This is a genomic window from Bacillus sp. BB081 (genome assembly GCF_008368895.1).
Classification (GTDB): Bacteria; Bacillota; Bacilli; order Bacillales; family Bacillaceae_G; genus Bacillus_A; species Bacillus_A wiedmannii.
On the sequence record NZ_QOZX01000029.1, the window covers coordinates 49937 to 71547 of the forward strand.

Genomic DNA, 21611 nt, shown 5'->3' on the forward strand with positions numbered 1-21611 from the left:
GATATGCCGATACCAAAATGTAAAAATGGAATCACACATTCCTTTCAACCTTCCTTAATTTAAAACATATGATAATAATATTGAAATAAAATCATTATTTATGCAACTGGAGGAGATTAAAATCACTAGGACAATTATCTCTCACTTTTATAACGAGGAGTATTTATTACCATGGTGGCTTATGCATCATACAAAAATATTTGATCACGGCATATTAATTAATAGAGGTTCTACAGATCGTTCTGTTGAAATTTGTAAATTATTCGCTCCCAACTGGGAAGTACGAAATTCAAGATTCCTTGATTTCGATCCCACTAATACTGATATTGAGGTGATGGAAATTGAAAGAGAGGTTTCAGGTTGGAAAATGGTATTAAATACTACGGAATTTCTTTGTTGTAACAATGTAGAAGAGTTTTTCTCATCACTTCATACGTTAGGCCAAAATATGTATGCGATTAGAATGATTGTCATGATTGATAAGCATAATTACAATTATTCAAAACTAAGATACTCTATTCCGTTAGTAGAGCAACGATATCACGGGCTCTTTCCTTATAAACCAGAAATCGGCTGTGCCTGGCGATTTATACACAACCATCTTGACGGCGCATATTTACCTGGTAGACATTTTACGCAGCACCAACCTATCATTTATAACTCCCCTTCATTCATTTTTAAATTTTATTTTAGCCCTTGGAACGAACATACAAAGGCAAGAAAATTACAAATTACACCTACCCTCTCAAAAGAGGCCGTTCAAATGGGACTTCAAACACAATATGGTCAGTCCTCTGAAGAACTCGAAGTTCGATTTTTACTGTTAACTAAGACGACACAAGATCTACGTAATCACCCTGAGTATCAACAATTATTCCCTAAATTCAAACCTTAATATTTCTCATCCTATCATGTTCCACATATTTTTACGCACTTAGCTAAAAACCATACCATTTGTATTTCATATGAATACTGTATATATTATAAATTTTTATTTTAGGAGGAAAAAATGAAAGCTGTTATTCTTGCAGGTGGATACGGAACAAGGATTGGGGAAGAAACTCATTTAAAACCAAAACCTATGATTGAAATTGGAACAAAACCTATTCTATGGCACATTATGAGTTTGTATAGCCATTACGGGATTACTGAATTTATTATTTGCTTAGGCTATAAAGGATATGCAATTAAAGAATTTTTTCTAAATTACAACTTACACATGTCCGATTTCACGATACATTTAAACGACAATACGATTACTAACCATTCTCATCGTATAGAACCATGGAAAGTTACACTGATTAATACCGGTCTAAATACCGAAACAGGTGGACGAGTTAAAAAAATACAAAATTACATCGGGGACGAACCTTTCTGCCTCACTTATGGCGATGGATTAAGTAATGTAAATATAAAAGAACTCATTGCATTTCATAAAAAACACGGCAAAATAGCTACTGTTACAGCCGTACAACCTCCTGGTAGATTCGGTTCTCTCGTCTTAGATAAACAATCTGTAACATCCTTTCAAGAGAAGCCACTAGGTGATGGCGGATGGGTTAACGGTGGATTTTTCGTTTTAAATCCTGATGTTTTCAATTACATTAGTGGAGATAAGTCTGTTTTTGAAACAGACACTTTAGTTCAGTTAGTAAACAAAAACGAATTGGCAGCATATCAACATACTGGTTTTTGGCATCCGATGGATACATTGCGAGATAAAAATAAATTAGTCGAGCTATGGGAAAATAATAACGCTCCGTGGAAGGTTTGGTAATATGGCTTCATCATCTTTTTGGAATAAGAAAAAAGTATTTATTACGGGACATACTGGCTTTAAAGGCTCATGGCTCACCCTTTTTTTAACTTCATTAGGAGCAGAAGTAGTCGGTTACTCTTCTCATCCCCCATCCATCCCTAACCTTTTTGAACAAGGTAACGTAGCAAAAGAATGCACATCAATTAAAGGCGATATTACAGATTACGATTCTTTATTCCATGCCCTGAAACAACATAACCCTGACGTACTATTTCATTTAGCCGCCCAGCCAATCGTCACCACTTCATACAAAAATCCTATCGAAACATTTAAGACGAATGTTTTAGGTACTGTTCACGTATTAGAAGCGGCAAAACATATAGAAAGTATACGCGGCATCATTAATGTTACAAGTGATAAATGTTATGAAAATGACGGGAGCGGTAACCGGGCATTCGTGGAAACTGACCGGCTAGGAGGTTTCGACCCTTATAGTGCTAGTAAAGCTTGTGCTGAACTAGTTGCAACATCATATCAAAAATCATTCTTTCACACTAACACTCTGCATCTTGCCTCAGTAAGAGCAGGTAACGTCATCGGCGGTGGTGATTGGGCAGAAGACCGATTATTCCCGGATATCATTCGTGCATATTTACAAGATGCTACGTTAAATATTAGAAACAAACACGCTATTCGCCCGTGGCAACACGTATTAGATCCTTTACATGGGTATATTCTTTTAGCTGAGAAGCTTTGGAAGGATGCCGAATATGCAGCAGCGTGGAATTTCGGCCCGATAAATGAACCTAACAAAACCGTTCATGATGTCATTCAATCTATAATGAAATTATGGAATCAACCACTAACAATCCTTTCTCCTTATACAAACACTCCTTATGAGTCACCTATTTTAACACTCGATAGTACAAAAGCAGTAAATAAACTCGGTTGGACTCCTAAATTATCAACAGATCATTCTATCGCTTGGACTGTTGATTGGTACAAAAAATATGCATCTGGTGAAAATATGGAATCTTTCACGCGACAACAAATCAATGCATTCAAAAATTTATAAGGGGGCTATAAAATGGAACAGAAAAAATGCCGTTTTTGCCACTCATTACTAACAAATACTTTTTTAGATTTAGGAGTTTCCCCTCTCGCTAACTCATTTGTCGCTCCTGAAAACTCATATAAAATGGAACCATTTTATCCGCTATACACATTTGTTTGTACCTCTTGTTTACTTGTACAATTAGATGAATTTGAATCTCCGCACAACATTTTTCATGACTATTTATACTTCAGTTCTTACTCATCAAGTTGGCTACTACACGCTAAGCAATATGTAGAAATGGCGATTAATCGTTTTAACTTAACAAACCATTCGAAAGTGATTGAAATCGCAAGTAACGACGGGTACTTATTACAATACTTTCAAAAAGAAAATATCGAAACGTTAGGAATTGAACCAGCAAAAAATGTAGCAGAAATCGCTATCCAAAAAGGAATTCCTACACAAGTGAATTTTTTCAGCAATGACTTAGCAAAAAAATTACCGCAAGCAGATTTAATCATCGCAAATAACGTATTAGCACACGTTCCGAACTTGCATGATTTTGTCGCCGGTTTAAAAACGTTATTAAAACAAGATGGCACGATAACAATTGAATTCCCGCATTTATTAAACCTAATTTCCTTTCAACAGTTTGATACAATCTATCATGAGCATTTCTCCTATTTCTCACTTATAAGCCTTCAAAAAGTTTTAGCTTATCATCATTTACAAATTGTCGATGTAGAAGAACTTTCGACGCACGGTGGTTCATTGCGTATTTTTGTAAACCATCACAGTGACTCATCCACTATCCATGCCAGTGTTACAAATGTAATCCGAAAAGAAATAGATCACGGGCTAGATACATTAGATTGCTATCTCCTTTTTTCTAAACGCATCGAACAATTGAAAATAAACATTTTAAAGTTTTTTATTGAAGCAAAAGCTTTAAACAAACAAATTATCGGTTACGGCGCTCCTGCTAAAGGAAACACCCTTTTAAATTATTGCGGGATAGGAAAAGAGTTTCTAAATTATACAGTAGATAAAAACCCTCACAAACAAAATCTCCTTCTACCAGGTACCCGCATTCCAATAAAATCTCCGGAAGAAATTAAACGTACAAAACCTGATTACATTCTTATAATTCCTTGGAATTTGAAAGATGAAATTATGAAAGAATGCTCTTTCATTCGTGAATGGGGTGGCAAATTTTTAGTAACGATTCCAGAAGTTGAGGTGATCGAGCCATGAAAAAAATCCTTGTAACAGGCGGTAGTGGATGGATTGGTAAATACGTTGTAAATTCTCTTATACAAAAGGGCTATGAATTGCACGCCACCTACAATACAAATAAGCCTTCTCACCTTTCTTGCCATTGGCATAAAGTAAACTTACTTTGCGATGAAGAAGTAAAAAAACTTATTTATGACATTAAGCCTAGTCATCTCATTCATTTAGCTTGGGAAGCAGTGCCGCCAGCGTGTTATGTATCTATTAATAATTACTATTGGCTTACATCCAGTATCTCATTAATTCAACACTTCACAACATGCGGCGGAAAGCAAGTCGTCGTTGCCGGTACTGGCGCAGAATATGAATGGTTTAACGGCGTACTATTTGAAGACTCACCACTTCTTTCCTATAAAACCCCTTATTCATTATGTAAAAACACACTACACTCCTGGCTACAAACGTACGCACAACAAACCGGCCTCAGCATGTGTTGGGGACGCATTTTTCATATGTATGGCCCTCACGAACAAGGGAATCGGCTCGTTTCTAACATTATCACTTCCTTATTTAAAAATGAGGAAGCACTATGTACACATGGAAAACAATCAAGAGATTTCCTCCATGTGAGCGACGTCGCTGATGCTCTCGTAACAGTATTAGAACATGGCGTTACAGGCACAATCAACATCGCTTCTGGTCAATCTGTACAAATTAAAGAATTAGCTTCTATCATTGCTAAAAAGATTGGAAAAGAACATTTAATTAAACTAGGTGCGATCCCTTTCTCTAAAGATGAACCTTTATTCGTCGGCGTTAATGTAGAGCGTTTAAAAACTGAAGTAAATTGGAAACCAACATACGATCTAAATACTGGGATCGAAGAAACAATTTTATGGTGGGAATCATTTATAAAAAAGCATAACGATACGCACCACTAAAACGTAAATCCTTCGTCCCTCTCGCTAAATCCTTATACCATTCTTCTAATTTTTCAGGTGTAATAATATGATGTGTTCCCATTCCCCCATGCTTACTAGCTTCAGAAAGAGTCGGGCCAATTTGTAATTTCCTCTTTCTCATCGCATCGTTCCAAGGACTGAAACCAAACCATGCAATACACGCAAGTGGCGGATAAATCATAGATTCATGTGCAGATAAATGTCTCCCAACCGTATAACTTCCGTGTTCATGATTATGAATAAATCTACCTCTTCTCCATAACGCCCAATCTTCTGGTAAATAACCATGAAATCGCTGTTTCATTAAAGGTATTCCAAAATTAAGGTCCGGATAATTATAGTTAAGATCATCGACCATAATAAGCCCTTCCAGCCAATACATCCTCCCTCCCAATTCATTCAGTGATTTCCAAAACTGATTTTTATCTTGCACACAAAGAAACTCGGTCGTATTTAAAATCATTTTCCATCCTTTTACTTCTTGTTCTATCCTCATCACTTCATGATCTGTCGCTAGTGCATCAAATTCTGGATTTGCAGAATCTCGTACTTCCCAGTGCGGTGCGAATTTTTTACAAATTTCAACAGAACGATCTGTTGAACCTTTATTAATTAAAATGCCATGATCAAACAGTTTCGTATGATGAGCAAGCCACCACGGTAATAAATACTCTTCATTGTAAAAATGAGAAATAACGGTCGTAGTTATAACAATCTCCTCCTCTTTCTCTATTAATCTACTTTTTTCACCCTACTCTTAATATACTTATCCGTTATGTAATTGGTTTCTTTTATTTTAAAAATATGTGTTTCTACCATATACTATGCGTTCTTAGACAACCTCCATTTTCTAGAGAATCAACTCATACAATAAACATCCCAATAAACTGAAAATTAAGTTATAATATCTTTATAAAATATGAAGGAGGAATGCACTCATGTACTACAACACTTCATTCGAAAACGATCAACCTGTAGGCCGTCTATAAACTAAGGCGGGCATTCATATAACACGTGTACTATGCCTCGTCTTAGGGAACTCATAAAACCCTAAAAATAGACGGAGGTACTTTTCATGAAACAAACAATTTTAGGAGCTATATGTTTATCACTAGCAGCTAGTATATGGGGCGGTATGTACGTTGTTAGCAAATATGTACTCAACTTTATCCCACCACTGACACTCGTTTGGCTACGCTTTATTATCGCTTTCGTTGTTTTATATTTCATTTTGAAAATAGCTGAGAAAAAGCAAAAGAAAAAAGTAACCATTCACAAAAAAGATTGGCTACTCTTCGCCTGGATTGGATTTATCGGCTATTTCATTTCGATTACTTGTCAATTCATCGGAACAAAATTATCCGACGCTCATACAGGCTCTTTAGTAACATCAGCTACACCTGCATTTATGGTTATATTTGCAGCGCTTATTTTAAAAGAAAAGCTAACCGCTCGTAGATTGTTATCTACTATAATAGCGACAATCGGTGTCATTATTGTCATTGGATGGGATATTGAAATTGGCTCCTATTTTATCGGTACAATCATATTAGTCGGGGCCGCTATTACGTGGGCTTTACTATCCATTTTTGTGAAGATTGCTTCAGCCCAATTTTCATCTTTAGTTATTACAACGTACGCCATATTCTTTTCACTCTTTTTCATTACACCTTTTATGATATGGGAACTACAATCAACCTCTATCGAAACAATAAACACGTACGTAATATTAGGCGTACTTTATTTAGGAATCGTCTCAACGGCAGGTGCATTTTTCCTTTGGAATAAAGGATTAGAGTTAATGGACGCAAGCATCGGTTCATTATTTTTCTTCTTCCAACCTATCGTCGGATCATTGCTTGGTTGGTTGCTCTTAAATGAAACATTAAATATCAACTTTTTTATTGGTGGTATTCTTATTATATGTAGTGTTCTCATTACTACTTTTGAAAAGAAATGAAAAACAGGCAGAGATTCTTAATCTCTGCCTGTTCGTATACACGCTTTACGCACTCCAATGCGATGGACGGGACAACACTTTCGGCAATTTCGTATGTGTATCCCCTTTCGCTGCGTTAATTTGAACTTGCGTCAGAAAAATACTATTTGTGAAATCCGCCCCGCGAATATCTGCATCTCGTAAATCTGCTCCAATGAGATCTGCTCCACGTAAGTCTGCACCATTTAAATTAGCCGCAATTAAATACGCTCCTCTTAAATTCGCGCCTTGTAAATTTTTCTTTTTCAGGTTTGCTCCCATAAGATCTGCTCCGCGGTGAATAATCCGTTTCTTACGCACTGCATTCATTTCCTTCCAAACTAGCTCACTCGTTTCTAAAAGTAAAACATTTACTTCTGCACGGTGTAATGGAATATTTACTTTCATTAACTCGTCCGCATTTAAATTTGAAAGGCGCTCTGTCTCTTCAATTGCTTCCTTTAATTCTTTATGAATTGACTGCGTCTCCTTTAACAGAATAGCCTCATTCAAATACCAAAGCATTTCATGAAGCTGATGCATAACTGGAAAAGCATCATACATTTTCCTCGCATGCCCGGCATCTTTCCGCCAATCAATCCCTTTAAACGTAACTTGAGAAATCTTCTGCCCAGCACCAAAACATTCAAATACTGTACAGCCTTTATAGCCATTTCCTCTAAGATTTTTATGTATACTACATTTAAAATCTGATTGTAAATTGGCACATGGTTTACCACCATCTTTATTCACTGCAAAATCTACCGATGCTGCGAACGGCAACGCCACGCAACATAGCCCAAAGCATTTTTCGCAGTTTGCTTTTAAATGATCGTTATGATTAGTCAAAATGTATACCCCCTGTTGTCTTTTGACTATTTCATAATATTCTAACTGCATGAAATAATCAATTTAAAAATAAATGAGCATCTTTCATTTCAAATCACAACTTTATCATTCGATTTCCTTTCAATTGAAAAAGACAGTTTCTACCCAATGAATTATAATTAAATTATAAAAATTCAAACTAAAAGGAGAATTACTATGGCACTACAAATGAAAACAAACTGTCAAATTTGCAATCAATCTCTCGAGCAAGATTCTGAAGCATACATTTGCGTGTATGAATGTACATTTTGCGCACCTTGTACAGAAGAAAGACATAACGTTTGTCCAAACTGCGGCGGCGAGTTAGTACGCAGACCGAAAAAGAAACAGTAAAAAGCAAAGCGATATCGCTTTGCTTTTTTAGACAGCTGAAATTATATCAACGATTTTTCAAATATATCGACGTTTCGACAAAGGATATCGACTTACTGACAAATAACGACATCTCTATACCCATTCAGCTTCAACATAACTTAAACATTTAAAAATTTAACACAAACAGGCTCTGGCACAACAACATCAGATTGTAAAAGAGTTAACTTACCTGTAGATTCATTTCTTGAAAATAACACAAGATTATGTGACTTTTCATTTGTAGCAACAAGGAACTTTTCAGTAGGATCTAATACAAAGTCTCTTGGCCAATTTCCTTCTGTAGATGTATGTTCAACAAGTGTAAGCTGGCCTGAGTTTTGATCCACGCTGAAAACAGCGATACTATTATGACCGCGATTGCCTGCATATACAAAACTGCCATCAGAAGAAATATGAATCGCACTTCCTTGATTATTTTCATCAAATGCTTCAGGAATGGTAGAAATATACTGTAATTCTGTAAAGGATCCTTCTGCCGGATTATATGTTAACACAATAACCTCTGAACTAATCTCCGTCATCACATACGCATATTTTCCATTCGGATGAAAAGTAATATGTCTCGGACCACTTCCTGGATTTACAGATAAGCTATTCACTTCTGTTAATGCACTATCTTTTATTTCATATGTAATTAATTTATCAATTCCTAAATCAACACCTATCACATATTTTTCATCAGGAGTATATCCCGCGTAATGTGCATGTGGTTTTTCTTGTCTTTCTTTATTCGGACCTGAACCTTCATGTGCCATAATAGATGTGGCAGGATTTACAGTTCCATCTTCTTCATTTACTTCAAAAGACTCAATCGTTCCTTTATGGTAATTTGCTGTAACTACTGTATGATTTCCACTATCAACGCTCACATGACAAGGAGAAGCCCCTTCTACTACTTGTCTGTTTTCTGCCTTTAGCTCTCCAGTTTTACTATCGAGCGAGTAAGCAGCTACACCACCAGATTCGCCTTCCTTAACAACAGAATAGAGATATTCATTATTTCGATTAATCGTTACATATGTAGGGTTATCAAGCTTGGCCGCAAGTGTTACATTACTAATTTTCTTTGCTTCCGTATTTAAAGTAAACGTATATATTCCTTCGCTATTTTCTTTCGTGTACGTTCCAACATATCCAATAAACTCTTTGTTATCTTTCATTTTCATAACCCTCTCTCCCTATATTGTTCATCATACTTCTTAAAATATTTTATGTTGAAAGAGTATCCTAAAAAATTGGAGTACCTCTTTATACGTTACCATATTTCCCTGCTAAATAGCCTTTAAACCCACTTTTTTTGATACGCTGCTATACTTTCATATTCTTCTTCCAATTGACGGGACAGACGAATATAGATTGGTGTTAAATCTTTATATTTTTCCACACTTTCCATGTTTGGCTCATGATAAAAATTTGCACCTACCATTTCAGAAACTACATGTAACGTATCAACTTCACCTAAACTATATAAACCGAGGATCGCAGCTCCTAAGCAAGAACTTTCAAAACTTTCGGGAACATATACGTCTTGATGAAAAATATCCGCCATCATCTGTCTCCAAAGTTCCGACCTTGCAAAACCGCCTGTCGCTTGAATTTTTTTCGGTTCGCCAATTAGTTCTTTTAAAGCGAGAAGAACCGTATATAAGTTATAAATTACCCCTTCTAAAACAGCACGAATAAGATGTTCTTTCTTATGATGTAATCCGAGTCCAAAGAAAGATCCTCGCGCATTAGCATTCCATAAAGGAGCTCTTTCCCCCGCTAAATACGGATGAAATAATAAACCGTCAGATCCAGGATTCACTTTTGCTGCTATTTCAGTAAGAACTTCATATGGATCTTTCCCTAAACGCTTCGCAAGTTCAATCTCTGAAGTGCCTAATTGATCACGAGCCCACCTAAAAATCATACCACCGTTATTAACTGGTCCACCGATTACCCAATGGTCTTCAGTTAAGGCATAACAAAAAATTCTACCTTTTGGATCTGTTACAGGACGATTTGTTACAGCACGTATCGCACCACTTGTACCAATTGTAACAGCCACAACCCCAGGATCTATTGCATTTACACCTAAATTTGATAGTACTCCATCACTCGCTCCTACTACAAAAGGTGTAGAAACAAGTACATTCATCTCTTTTGCAAGTTCTTCATCTAATCCTATTAAGCTGTGCGTCGTTGGAACAAGTTTAGAAAGCTTTTCATCAGAAATCCCTGCAACACGAAGAGCTTCCACATCCCATTTTAAAGATTTCAAATTAAACATTCCTGTTGCTGATGCTATTGAATAATCAATTACATATTCCTTATATAACTTATAAAAAACATACTCTTTGATCGAAATAAATTTATAACTTTTTGCGAATAATTCTGCCTGCTCATTCTGTAGCCAAACTAATTTCGAAAGTGGTGACATCGGATGGATTGGTGTGCCAGTACGAAGATAAATTTCATGACCATTCATATCATTCTTTATTTTTTCTGCCCAGCTTGCGCTTCTATTATCTGCCCAAGTAATACATCTCGTTAATGGATTTCCCTTTTCATCTACAGCAATGACACTATGCATTGCCGAACTAAAAGAGACGCAAAGAATATCATTCGGCTGTACACTACTTGATTGTACAGTTTCTTTAATCGTATTTATTACCGCATGCAAAATTTCTTCTGGGTCTTGTTCTGCTGTTTCCGGCGTGGGAGAATATAAAGGATATTCAATTCCATGACTTGCAATAACAGATCCATCAATCGAAAACAGAACTGATTTTGTACTAGTTGTCCCAATATCTACACCAATCATATATTTTGAACTCACCATTTCTTCCTCCTAACAAAAAATCGCTACAGCTATCTTTGTAAATCCAAATAAAAACATCCTTATTTTAAACAAACATATCGAGTAGTAAAACTCCTCCAAAAGCAATAAATGAAAGTAATGTTTCTAATACTGTCCATGTTTTAAATGTTTCTTTCACTGTTAACCCTAGGTATTCCTTTACCATCCAAAAACCAGCATCGTTTACGTGTGAAAACATGAGTGCTCCTGCACCCGTTGCAATGACGAGTAATTCTAAATTCACACCTGTCGTATTTTCAACGATTGGCGAAACGATACCCGCTGCTGTTGTTAAAGCAACTGTCGCTGATCCTGTCGCAATTCGAATTAATCCAGCTACCATAAATGCTAGTACAATTGGAGATAGAGCTAAATGCTCAGACATTTGAGCAATAGCATTACCTACGCCACTATCGATAAGAATTTGCTTAAATCCACCACCAGCACCAATAATCGCAACAATAGAACCGATTGGTAATAAGCTATCTTCTGTTATCTTCTTAATAGCTTTTTTATCGATACCTTGACGAGATCCAAGAAAATAGAACGCTACAAAACATGCAATCAAAAGCGCGATTATAGGACTACCGATTAATGTGACAATCTTCATCAAAGTAGTAGAAAGGGGCACATAAGGAGCTGCTGCTGCTAAAACCATTAACATAACAGGTAACAATATAACTAAAAATGAAACTCCTGTTCCTGGTAATTTTGTTGATTTTGTCTTTACACGAATTAATTCCGGCTCATTTTCAGGGACTACACGTTTGTGAATCCATTTAGCAAATATAGGGCCTGCAATAATAGCTGCAAAAAATGTAATAATGAGTGAATAAAGAAGTACCTTCCCAAGATTCGCTTTATAAATACCAATTGCAACGATTGCCCCTGGATGCGGAGGAACAAGGCCGTGTACGACAGATAACCCAGCAATCGCTGGTAACGCAATCAATAGAATATTTTGTTTTGTTGTTTTATGAATAGAAATTACTAACGGCAATAATATTAAAATACCTACTTCAAAAAACACTGGAATTCCAATAATAAAACCTGCAATTAACATCGCCCATGGTAAGTTTTTTATTCCAAAGGATTTAATAAAGAACTCTGCCACCTGCATTCCAGCACCTGACTCTGCCATCATTTCCCCTAGAATTGTACCTAATACTAAAATACCTACTAAATGCCCGAGAACACTTCCGACTCCCGTTTCATATGCACTCACTATTTTATCCATTGGCATTCCAGACATAATTGCTAAAAACAAACTTGCAATCGTTAAACTAATAAACGCATGCCATCTCCACCACGATACCCCTAAAATAACAATTACAATTGATAATAATGTAATCATTAAAAGGTACATATTCATATTCAATTCCACCCCTTTATGTAAACCCTTTCAAAATTACTATGCAATTAAGAGAACTTATATAGTTCTTTCTGGAGTAAGAGATATTTTCACATCATAATGATTGATATAAAAAGAATCTCCCTTATCAGAGATACACATTAACTACTCTCTCTGATAAGGGGATTTCTCTTTCATAATTATAATGTTATTGTGATACATGCTTCATGCGAGCAAATTTTCCTTCTTCAAAAGTGAATGGCACTTTCTTCTCTTGCTGTTTTCACGTAGTAGGACTACAAACTCGGGATCCAGTTTAAACGATGAAGTTACTTAAGATCTGTCCTCTCATGAAAAGCAATTTTCGGAAAGCCTCCTTCACTTTCATATATTATAATTTAGGTGCTTTCGCCCAATCTGCAGCGAACTTTTCAATACCTTGATCTGTTAATGGATGCATAGCAAGTTGTTCAATCACTTTATAAGGAATTGTTGCAATGTGAGCACCTGCCAACGCTACACGAGTTACATGATCTGGGTGTCTGACAGAAGCCGCAATAATTTGTGTATCTAATTGATGAACATCGAACAATTCAGCAATTTTAGCCACTAATAATACGCCATCTTCAGAAATATCATCTAAGCGTCCTAAAAATGGAGAAACGTACGTTGCACCTGCTCGAGCAGCTAAAAGAGCTTGGTTAACTGTGAAGATAAGTGTAACGTTCGTTTTCACACCTTTTTCAGTAAGGTAGCGACAAGCTTCTAATCCTGCTAGCGTCATCGGAAGTTTTATTGTAACTTTTTCATCGCCGCCGTTAATTTTAATCAGTTCTTCTGCTTGAGCGATCATCTCTTCTGCTGTAACAGCATCTGGCGTTACTTCTGCCGAAACAGATTCAACTTTAGGTACTGCCTGACAAATTTCTGCAATACGGTCTTCAAACTTAATGCCCTCTTTTGCTACTAAAGACGGGTTCGTTGTAACACCAGCTAAAACTCCCAGTTTATATGCTTTTTTTATGTCCTCAAGATTTGCAGTATCAATAAAAAACTTCATGATTTATTCCCTCCATTTTTTAAACGTCAATGAGTTAAGTTTTTAAGATGTTTATTTCTTTTCTACAGCATGTCCGCCAAATTCATTGCGCAGAGCTGCTACAACTTTCCCTGTAAATGTATCATTGTCTAATGAGCGGTAGCGCATTAATAACGACATTGCGATAACAGGAGTTGCTGTTTGAAGGTCTAATGCTGTTTCTACTGTCCATTTTCCTTCACCAGAAGAATGCATAACACCCTTAATTTCATCCAGTTTTGCATCTTTAGAAAATGCATTTTCAGTTAATTCCATTAACCATGAACGGATTACTGAACCGTTGTTCCATACTTTTGATACTTTTTCATAATCGTAGTCAAATTCACTTTTCTCTAGGATCTCAAATCCTTCACCAATAGCAGCCATCATACCGTATTCAATTCCGTTATGAACCATTTTTAAGAAGTGACCACTACCAGCTTTTCCAGCATATAAGAATCCATTTTCTACAGCTGTATCACGGAAGATAGGTTCAACGATGTCCCAAGCTTCTTGATCTCCTCCGATCATGTAACAAGCACCATTACGAGCGCCTTCCATTCCGCCCGAAGTTCCTGCATCCATAAAGTGAATACCATCTTTCTTTAGTTGCTCATATCGGCGAATAGACTCTTTATAATGTGAATTACCCGCTTCAATTAAAATATCTCCTTTTGATAACAGCGGTGTAACCTCTTCAATAACAGAATCAACAACAGCATGTGGTACCATAACCCAAAGAATTCTTGGTGATTGTAATGACTGAACAAGTTCATTTAAACTAGATGTACCTGTAGCCCCGTACTCTTTCATTTCTTCCACTGCACTTGCATTTAAATCAAATGCTACTACTTCATGTTTATGATCCATTAAATTTTTCCCTAAATTTAATCCCATTTTACCTAAACCAATTAATCCTACTTGCATAATATAATTCCTCCTCAAATCATCTTTTATTAAAAATCCATATCACTACACTCTGGAATACCTTTCAGCACTGATAAGTTGATCTGTACAGAAAGGTATTCACAGTCATAGCTTAAGAATTCAATACATTTTTTGTAATTCGAACAACATTTTCTGTCGTAAACCCAAATAGATTCATGACTTCAGCCCCAGTTCCTGAAGCTCCAAATGTTTCAATCGATAATATTTTTCCTTCTTGTCCTACATAACGTTCCCAACCGAGAGATACACCCATCTCAAGAGATACTCGTTTCGTTACAGAAGACGGAAGAACGGATTCTTTATATTCTTTCAATTGGTGATCGAATAGCTCCCAGCTTGGCATTGCAACGATACGAACAGAGACATTGTCTTCTTCTAGTTTCGCTTTTGCACTAGCAGCTAAGGATACTTCAGAACCTGTTGCAATTAAAATTACATCCGGATTTTCATTTGTTTGCGTTAATACATAAGCTCCTTTAGAAAGATTCTCTATGTTCGCTTTCGTTTCATTAAACACCGGTAAATTTTGACGGCTAAGTACTAAAACGACTGGACCATCCGTTTGCTGTAAAGCATAAGCCCAAGCATTCGCTGTTTCATTTGCATCTGATGGACGGATAACTGTTAAACCAGGAATTGCCCGAAGAGCTGCCAATTGTTCAATTGGTTCATGCGTTGGACCATCTTCTCCTACAGCGATCGAATCATGTGTAAATACGTAAGTAACAGGTAACTTTTGCAATGCAGCAAGTCGAATGGATGGACGAAGATAATCGTTAAATACAAAGAATGTACTTACGAACGGTTTTACTCCTCCATGAAGAGCCAGTCCATTCGCTGCCGCGCCCATTGCATGTTCACGTACACCGAAGTATATATTTCGGCCAGCATACGAGTCTACCGCATACACTGCTTCACCTTTTATATCTGTCATCGTAGAATGCGAAAGATCTGCACTTCCACCGAAAATAGAAGGAATCGATTTCACATAATGATTAATAGCTTCTCCACTTGCAACGCGAGTTGAAATCGTTTTATCAGTATCGAAGGATAGAATGTCTTTCGCTTCGATTAAAACCTCACCTGTAATCGCTTTTTCTAATTCATCTGCTAGTGCAGGGTTCGACTCTCTGTATAAGTTGAATTGCTCATTCCATTCGTTCTCTTTTTCAGTACCTTTTTGTTTCAGTTCATTAAAATGAGCTGTTACTTCTTCCGGCACAAAGAAGTCTTCCTCATAATGCCAACCATACACTTGTTTTGTCGCTGTCGCTTCTTCTACTCCAAGCGGGTTACCATGTGCTTTGTTCGTTCCAGCAACTTTTGGACTTCCGTAACCTATAACGGTTCTAATTTCTATAAGAGTAGGTTGGTCCGTATTGTCTTTCGCTAATTGAATAGCTTTTGTAATAGCATCAACATCATTTCCATCCTCAACTCTTACATATTGCCAATGTGCAGATTCTACCCTTTTCTGAATATCTTCAGAGAAAGCAATATTTAATTCACCATCAAGTGAAATTTCATTTGAATCATACAGCACAATTAACTTGCCAAGTTTCATATGCCCCGCCATTGACATCGCTTCATAAGCGACACCCTCCATTAAATCACCGTCTCCAACTAAAGCGTACGTATTATGATCTATAATAGAGTGACCATCCTTATTAAACTTCGCTGCTAAATGTGCTTCTGCCATCGCCATCCCGACAGCATTGGCAATTCCTTGTCCTAACGGGCCTGTAGTCGCTTCAACTCCAGAAGTATGACCAAACTCAGGATGTCCTGGTGTTTTACTATTTAACTTTCTGAAGCTTTTCAAGTCATCAATTGAAACGTCATATCCAGTTAAATGAAGTAAGCTATATAGTAGGCTCGATCCATGTCCCGCCGATAAAACGAATCGATCACGGTTAAACCATTTCGGATGATTAGGATTGTGATTTAAATGATTCGCCCATAATGCATAAGCCATCGGTGCTGCTCCCATCGGAAGACCTGGATGACCTGAATTTGCCGCATTAATAGCATCAATCGATAACGTACGAAGTGTATTCACTGCTAATTGATTTATGTTTTGTGTCATAGTAATCGTCCCCCTACATGCTTTCATGAAAGAAAGTACTTATTTTTCCGTTTCTTGATCTAACCACCATTTAAATCCACTTTCTTGCAATAATTTATTAGATGCATCTGGACCATATGAACCCGACTCATATTCATGAAGTGGCAATAAGTTTTCCTCGAATGCTTCAAGAATTGGTTGTACCCATTCCCATGACAATTCAACTTCTCTCCAATGTGCAAAGAATGTAGCGTCTCCACTCACAGCATCATGAATGAGTCTTTCATACGCTTCAGGTACTCCCACATCCGCTTGCTCACAAGTAAAGTTAATACGCATCGGTTCAATTTCTCCATTTTTCAATGGATTTTTACTATTTAACTGTAATGAAACATTCTCACCTGGGCTAATTTCAATTATTAATAAGTTAGGTGCTGCATTTGGATTACTATCTTGATATTGCTGTTTTAACGTATTTTTAAATTCAATTACAATACGAGTGGACTTTTCTTTCATCCGTTTACCTGTTCGTATATAAAATGGAACGCCAGTCCAAAATGGATTATCGATCCATAAACGAGCAGCAACAAATGTGTCTATGTTAGAAGAAGGATTTACTCCTGGCTCCTCTTTATATGCTACAACTTGCCCGCCTTTTATCTCTCCTGAAGAGTACTGTCCGCGAATGATATCGTTTTGAACGTCTTCTTTTTTCACTTTACGAAGCGTCTCCATTACCTTTCGCTTTTCCTCTCGAATTTCACATGCATTAACCTTTTCCGGCAGATTCATAGCAGTCATCATTAATATTTGTAACATATGATTTTGAACCATATCTCGAATGGCTCCTGCCTGGTCATAATATCCTGCCCTTTCTTCAACCCCAACTGTTTCACTAGCTGTGATTTGTACATTCGCTATATGTTCTTTATTCCAAATCGATTGGAGAACAGGATTTGCAAATTCTAATGCTTCAAGATTTTGAATCATCGGTTTACCTAAATAATGATCAATACGGTATATCTCGTCTTCTTCAAACGTTCGACTAAGCTTATCGTTAAGCTCACGCGCAGATTTAAGATCGTGCCCGAACGGTTTCTCAATCATCAGACGTTTCCATCCATCCGTTTTATCAAGTCCACTTTCCTTAATATTTAAAGCAATTGTCTCGAAAAATTCAGGTGCAACGGAAAGATAGAACATTCTATTACCTTGTATATGTAGTTCTTCTTCCCTTTCACGAACAACTTGTAATAATCTCTCATAGTCTTCCGGCTTACTCACATCTAATGGGCAATAACGAAAATTATCTAAAAAACTTTCGAGTTCTGGAGTACCTTCTTCTCTATGACGGGAAAACGTCTCTATTGATTCTTTTATTCTTTTTTGAAAATCTTCATGAGATACTTGACGTCTCCCAAGCCCGATAACGGATATTTGCTTTGGAAGCTTTTGATCTCTATATAAGTTATATAGTGCGGGGTAAATTTTGCGTTTCGCCAAGTCCCCTGTCGCTCCAAATAAAACAAAGGTCATTGATTCCAATTTCAGTCCCCCTCTTGTTGTATAATCCTGGTCAATATATTAAAAATGAATTGTACAGAAGCTCATGTTTTTATAAAAAACAAAGAGTTATCAAATTCCAATTCTTTTTATACCTTTCGCTTTCTAATTGTCCCCAATATTAATAGTGCCAATTCAAAGCATTTCTACCACAACTTACTTATTTATAGAATTTAACAAAACTTTTTATATCTGATTACTTTTAGTAATTAAATAATCTTATGTCTAGTATATTAACCACATAAATTATTATCGTCAATAAAAATGTCTTGAATTACATACGATTTATTTCGTAATACTTTTCTAATTGTATTCCTAGTTATCATTTATTTTCAAAGATAATGATCGATATAATAAATATCAGTTTCATCAAAATCTTCAATTAATTTCTCATTAAACCCGCGAGCAGACGTTACATTATGACCAAAAGGGTTCTCTATAATAAGACAGTTCAATCCTTTTGTAGCCCATAGTCCACTTTCCTTAATATTTAAAGCAATGACATCGAATACTTCTGGTATAACAGATAGGTAAAACATGCGTTTTTCCGGAATTTTCAATTCTGTTTCACGCCTCTTTACAAGACTCAACAAATCTTGATAGTCCTCTATATGCGCTGTATTTAATTGACAATAACGAAATGTGCTAATAAATTCTTCTACTCCTGATTCGTCATCAGTAGATTTTCTAGAAAATGTAGCAAGGGATTGTTCTACCTTTGTTTGAAATTCCACATCTGACATTACCCTTCTGCCAATACCGATAATCGAAATAGATTTCGGTATATTTTCATTACTAAATAGTTTATATAAAGCAGGATAAATTTTGCGTTTCGCTAAATCTCCTGTCGCTCCGAATAAAAGAAATGTCATTGAATCCATTTGTTCTCTCCCTTTTAAAACAATTGCTAGAATAGAATATATAAGCTCATCCCTTAGCACAATACTGTCTCTTAAACCTCATACCTTACCAATGTTTCTTCAATACAATTTTGCCAAGAGCACGTTCTGACTCACTTATGTGGTGTGCTTTTTTTACGCCTTCTACATGTAAAGGCAACACATGCGTTACAACAGGTTTAATCTTCCCGCTCTCAATTAATTCTGTAATAAGAGAAAGTTCATATCCGTTAGGTTCAGTAAATATATGGTCACTCTCAATATTTTTCTCTCTTGCTATTTCAGTTTGCGGAATTTCCATACCTTTCGGACCATAAATAGACGCTAACTTTCCATTTTGTGCAAGCACCTTATAACTATCCTTTAGTACATCCTCTCCTAACACATCAAAAACAATATTGTAATTATGCAGAAGTAGAGAAAAGTCTTCTGTTTTGTAATCGATGACAGTATCAGCGCCTAAATCCTTTACGAATTGTATGTTTTTCGTACTAGTCGTAGTTGCAACATGTGCACCGAAGCTTTTGGCTAGTTGAATAGCAAACGTGCCAATTCCCCCGGATCCAGCATGAATTAAAACCTTATTTCCCTTTTGAACATTAGCGAATTTCACTAAACTTTGCCAACTTGTCAAACCTACAAGAGGGATTGATGCTGCTTCTTCAAAAGATAGATTTCTCGGTTTTTTCGCGACATATTTCTCATCTACAGCCACGTACTCTGCATAAGTGCCGTTTCGTTCAATATCTGGACGACTATATACTTCATCCCCCACTTTAAATGCTGTTACGTTTGGCCCTATAGTAGCAACTACACCTGCAACATCCCATCCTAAAACGAGCGGGAAGTCATAAGAAATTACATCTTGAAGTAAACCTTCACGTATTTTCCAATCCACGGGGTTTACACCAGCTGCATATACTTCAATCAGTACATCGTTTTCTCCCAATAAGGGTGTTTGCATTTCAATCTCTTGTAGTACACTTTTATCTCCATATTGCATAAGTCCTATCGCTTTCATTCTTTCCACTCCTTTACAATGCTGGGAAATGAGGTAGTACTTCTTCTCCTAGCTCATCCAATACCTCGTCAGCTGGGCGTTGACCATCAAATAGAGCGAGGAATAAATGATTCACACCAATACTTTTATATATATCAAGTAATTCAATTAGTGCCTTACGTCCTGTACGGTAACCTAAACGTATCGGTGTAGGACGTTCATTTGGATCTTCAGATAAGTCTAAATGCATCGGTTGTATAAATGGTTTGAATACATCTGGATGATAATCCTCTACTAGTTCTCTCCATTGTCCAATTGCTGCCGCCTGATGCACTGGACTACGTGGGTAGTACATCCATCCATCACCATGTTCAGCGAACCAGTCCATATTTTGCTGACTAAAACCTGTAATAAATGTTGGAATATGTTTAGACGGTTTTGGAACTAAATTCGCTCCATTCACTTCTCCTAGTGTCGACTGGATAGACGGGAAGTTTTTATACAAAATCTCTTCCAAGTAAGCAAACGCTTCTCTAAACTTTTCACCTCGTGTTTCATGACTAACACCTAACGCCTTGAAATCGGCACGTCGGTCACCTGATGAAACGCCAAGCATAATTCTTTCTGGAAACAGTTGATCCAATGTCGCAATTTCTTTCGCTACACGCAATGGATGGCGAAGTGACAATACAGTTGCCGACGTTCCGAATGCGATTTTCTCTGTTTTACTTGCTAAATACGTTAAATAAATCATCATATCGTAAATTTGACCTGTTGCAGGATCACCAAAGTCAGGGTCTTGCAGCAAAACATCTCGAAGCCATACGCCTGTAAAACCATATTGTTCCGCTTTTTGTACCAACTCTACTTGTTTTTCCATCGTTGGTGCATGAAACTGATAATTTTCAATCGGTATGTGAACTCCTAATGTAAGTTGATCTTTCGCAAACATACGATTATATCCAAAATGATTCGCAAACTTTTCCATGTGTTTCACTCACTTTCCTTCATTCATATAAATCTATACTTTTCATATTTCTTCTCAAAATTTATAGGCAATACTGTAACACCACATTGTTGCCGATTGTAATCGTTTTAACTTTCTTTGTACTACGAGTGTTATTATAAATCGGTCATAACATGAATAACAGTACGTACTTTAAAGTGATGTAGGCACTTAAAAGTACCTATATCAAATGCCTGATTATAGTTTTAATCAATAAATCATGCTGCATAAAAATAATGCCCTTCCTTCAACAACGTCTAAAGTTGCTTCTGCAGGTGCGTTACACTATTTCACTCAAATCTCCTCAAAAAAATGATTGACTTGTAGTGAAAGGAGCACAATTACAAATAAATGTTATATTCACAATATCAGATGTTATAAAGCAAACAGGATTAAGTACAGACACAATTGGGTACTGCGAAAAAATTAACCTTCTTCCCCCAGCTACACGAAATGAGAATAATAGGCAGTATGTTCAATTTATCGATCGAATACTTTCATTAATCATTTAAATAAAACACAAGAATATACGAAATTCTCACCAGCCAAATTCAAAATATTATACTTATTTTTTGTACTTTGCTATGCTATAACCACGAACAGGAGG

General features: G+C 36.5%; 20 protein-coding genes. 8 read left to right on the forward strand and 12 right to left on the reverse strand.

Annotation, left to right across the window (positions count from 1 at the left end; all coding sequences use genetic code 11):
- Window positions 1–100: 100 nt before the first annotated feature.
- The 5 genes from DN394_RS14995 (at window position 101) to DN394_RS15015 (ending at window position 4990) form a co-directional block, all read left to right on the forward strand.
- Window positions 101–895: a glycosyltransferase family 2 protein gene (locus tag DN394_RS14995; RefSeq protein WP_046957913.1), complete on the forward strand. Its 795-nt coding sequence runs from the start codon at window positions 101–103 to the stop codon at window positions 893–895.
- Between the two features lie 114 nt (window positions 896–1009).
- Window positions 1010–1777 carry a glucose-1-phosphate cytidylyltransferase gene (gene rfbF, locus DN394_RS15000; protein WP_149293920.1) on the forward strand — a complete coding sequence of 256 codons (768 nt, stop codon included), beginning with the start codon at window positions 1010–1012 and terminating at the stop codon, window positions 1775–1777.
- Window position 1778: 1 nt separating this feature from the next.
- Window positions 1779–2834, forward strand: a complete 1056-nt coding sequence (rfbG, locus tag DN394_RS15005) for a CDP-glucose 4,6-dehydratase (RefSeq protein ID WP_149293921.1) — start codon at window positions 1779–1781, stop codon at window positions 2832–2834.
- 12 nt (window positions 2835–2846) lie between these two features.
- Window positions 2847–4070 carry a class I SAM-dependent methyltransferase gene (locus DN394_RS15010; RefSeq protein WP_149293922.1) on the forward strand — a complete coding sequence of 408 codons (1224 nt, stop codon included), beginning with the start codon at window positions 2847–2849 and terminating at the stop codon, window positions 4068–4070.
- Entirely contained in the window at window positions 4067–4990 is a 924-nt protein-coding gene (locus DN394_RS15015; protein WP_149293923.1) for an NAD-dependent epimerase/dehydratase family protein, read from the forward strand. The genes DN394_RS15010 and DN394_RS15015 overlap by 4 nt, the downstream gene beginning before the upstream one ends.
- On the opposite strand, the gene DN394_RS15020 is transcribed toward DN394_RS15015, so the two are convergent.
- Window positions 4959–5744 (reverse strand): glycosyltransferase family 2 protein, encoded by a 786-nt coding sequence (locus tag DN394_RS15020; protein ID WP_149293924.1) that lies wholly within the window; start codon window positions 5742–5744, stop codon window positions 4959–4961. The genes DN394_RS15015 and DN394_RS15020 overlap by 32 nt on opposite strands.
- 342 nt (window positions 5745–6086) lie before the next feature.
- Between DN394_RS15020 and DN394_RS15025 the strand changes: the two genes are divergently transcribed.
- A complete protein-coding gene (locus DN394_RS15025) occupies window positions 6087–6971 on the forward strand; it encodes a DMT family transporter (RefSeq protein WP_149293925.1) in 885 nt (294 codons plus the stop codon).
- Window positions 6972–7016: 45 nt separating this feature from the next.
- Here DN394_RS15025 and DN394_RS15030 read toward each other — a convergent pair whose 3' ends face one another.
- Window positions 7017–7838 (reverse strand): pentapeptide repeat-containing protein, encoded by an 822-nt coding sequence (locus tag DN394_RS15030; protein ID WP_149293926.1) that lies wholly within the window; start codon window positions 7836–7838, stop codon window positions 7017–7019.
- A gap of 195 nt (window positions 7839–8033) precedes the next feature.
- Between DN394_RS15030 and DN394_RS15035 the strand changes: the two genes are divergently transcribed.
- Complete coding sequence (locus DN394_RS15035) at window positions 8034–8210, forward strand: DUF1272 domain-containing protein (protein ID WP_001207878.1); 177 nt, start codon at window positions 8034–8036, stop codon at window positions 8208–8210.
- A gap of 140 nt (window positions 8211–8350) precedes the next feature.
- Here DN394_RS15035 and DN394_RS15040 read toward each other — a convergent pair whose 3' ends face one another.
- The 10 genes from DN394_RS15040 to DN394_RS15085 all read right to left on the reverse strand — a co-directional run bounded on the left by DN394_RS15040 (window position 8351) and on the right by DN394_RS15085 (window position 20986).
- Entirely contained in the window at window positions 8351–9418 is a 1068-nt protein-coding gene (locus DN394_RS15040) for a lactonase family protein (protein ID WP_434087822.1), read from the reverse strand.
- A gap of 116 nt (window positions 9419–9534) precedes the next feature.
- Window positions 9535–11076 (reverse strand): gluconokinase, encoded by a 1542-nt coding sequence (gntK, locus tag DN394_RS15045; RefSeq protein ID WP_149293927.1) that lies wholly within the window; start codon window positions 11074–11076, stop codon window positions 9535–9537.
- 64 nt (window positions 11077–11140) lie between these two features.
- Window positions 11141–12466, reverse strand: a complete 1326-nt coding sequence (gene gntP / locus DN394_RS15050) for a gluconate permease GntP (protein ID WP_149293928.1) — start codon at window positions 12464–12466, stop codon at window positions 11141–11143.
- 370 nt (window positions 12467–12836) lie between these two features.
- Window positions 12837–13505, reverse strand: a complete 669-nt coding sequence (gene fsa / locus DN394_RS15055) for a fructose-6-phosphate aldolase (RefSeq protein WP_087981295.1) — start codon at window positions 13503–13505, stop codon at window positions 12837–12839.
- 51 nt (window positions 13506–13556) lie between these two features.
- Window positions 13557–14450: a phosphogluconate dehydrogenase (NAD(+)-dependent, decarboxylating) gene (gene gnd / locus DN394_RS15060; RefSeq protein WP_098705098.1), complete on the reverse strand. Its 894-nt coding sequence runs from the start codon at window positions 14448–14450 to the stop codon at window positions 13557–13559.
- A 112-nt stretch (window positions 14451–14562) separates the two neighbouring features.
- Window positions 14563–16557 carry a transketolase gene (tkt, locus tag DN394_RS15065; RefSeq protein WP_098705099.1) on the reverse strand — a complete coding sequence of 665 codons (1995 nt, stop codon included), beginning with the start codon at window positions 16555–16557 and terminating at the stop codon, window positions 14563–14565.
- 39 nt (window positions 16558–16596) lie between these two features.
- On the reverse strand, window positions 16597–18081 hold the full coding sequence (gene zwf, locus DN394_RS15070) for a glucose-6-phosphate dehydrogenase (protein ID WP_098705100.1): 1485 nt from the start codon (window positions 18079–18081) through the stop codon (window positions 16597–16599).
- A gap of 350 nt (window positions 18082–18431) precedes the next feature.
- On the reverse strand, window positions 18432–18980 hold the full coding sequence (locus DN394_RS15075) for a glucose-6-phosphate dehydrogenase (protein WP_098705116.1): 549 nt from the start codon (window positions 18978–18980) through the stop codon (window positions 18432–18434).
- 85 nt (window positions 18981–19065) lie between these two features.
- The gene (locus DN394_RS15080; protein WP_149293929.1) at window positions 19066–20019 is read right to left on the reverse strand and encodes an NADP-dependent oxidoreductase; all 954 of its coding nucleotides are present in this window, start codon (window positions 20017–20019) and stop codon (window positions 19066–19068) included.
- A gap of 13 nt (window positions 20020–20032) precedes the next feature.
- Window positions 20033–20986, reverse strand: coding sequence for an LLM class oxidoreductase (locus DN394_RS15085; RefSeq protein ID WP_149293942.1), 954 nt, complete (start codon window positions 20984–20986; stop codon window positions 20033–20035).
- 344 nt (window positions 20987–21330) lie between these two features.
- Between DN394_RS15085 and DN394_RS29425 the strand changes: the two genes are divergently transcribed.
- On the forward strand, window positions 21331–21516 hold the full coding sequence (locus DN394_RS29425) for a MerR family DNA-binding transcriptional regulator (RefSeq protein ID WP_241775789.1): 186 nt from the start codon (window positions 21331–21333) through the stop codon (window positions 21514–21516).
- Window positions 21517–21611: the final 95 nt, after the last annotated feature.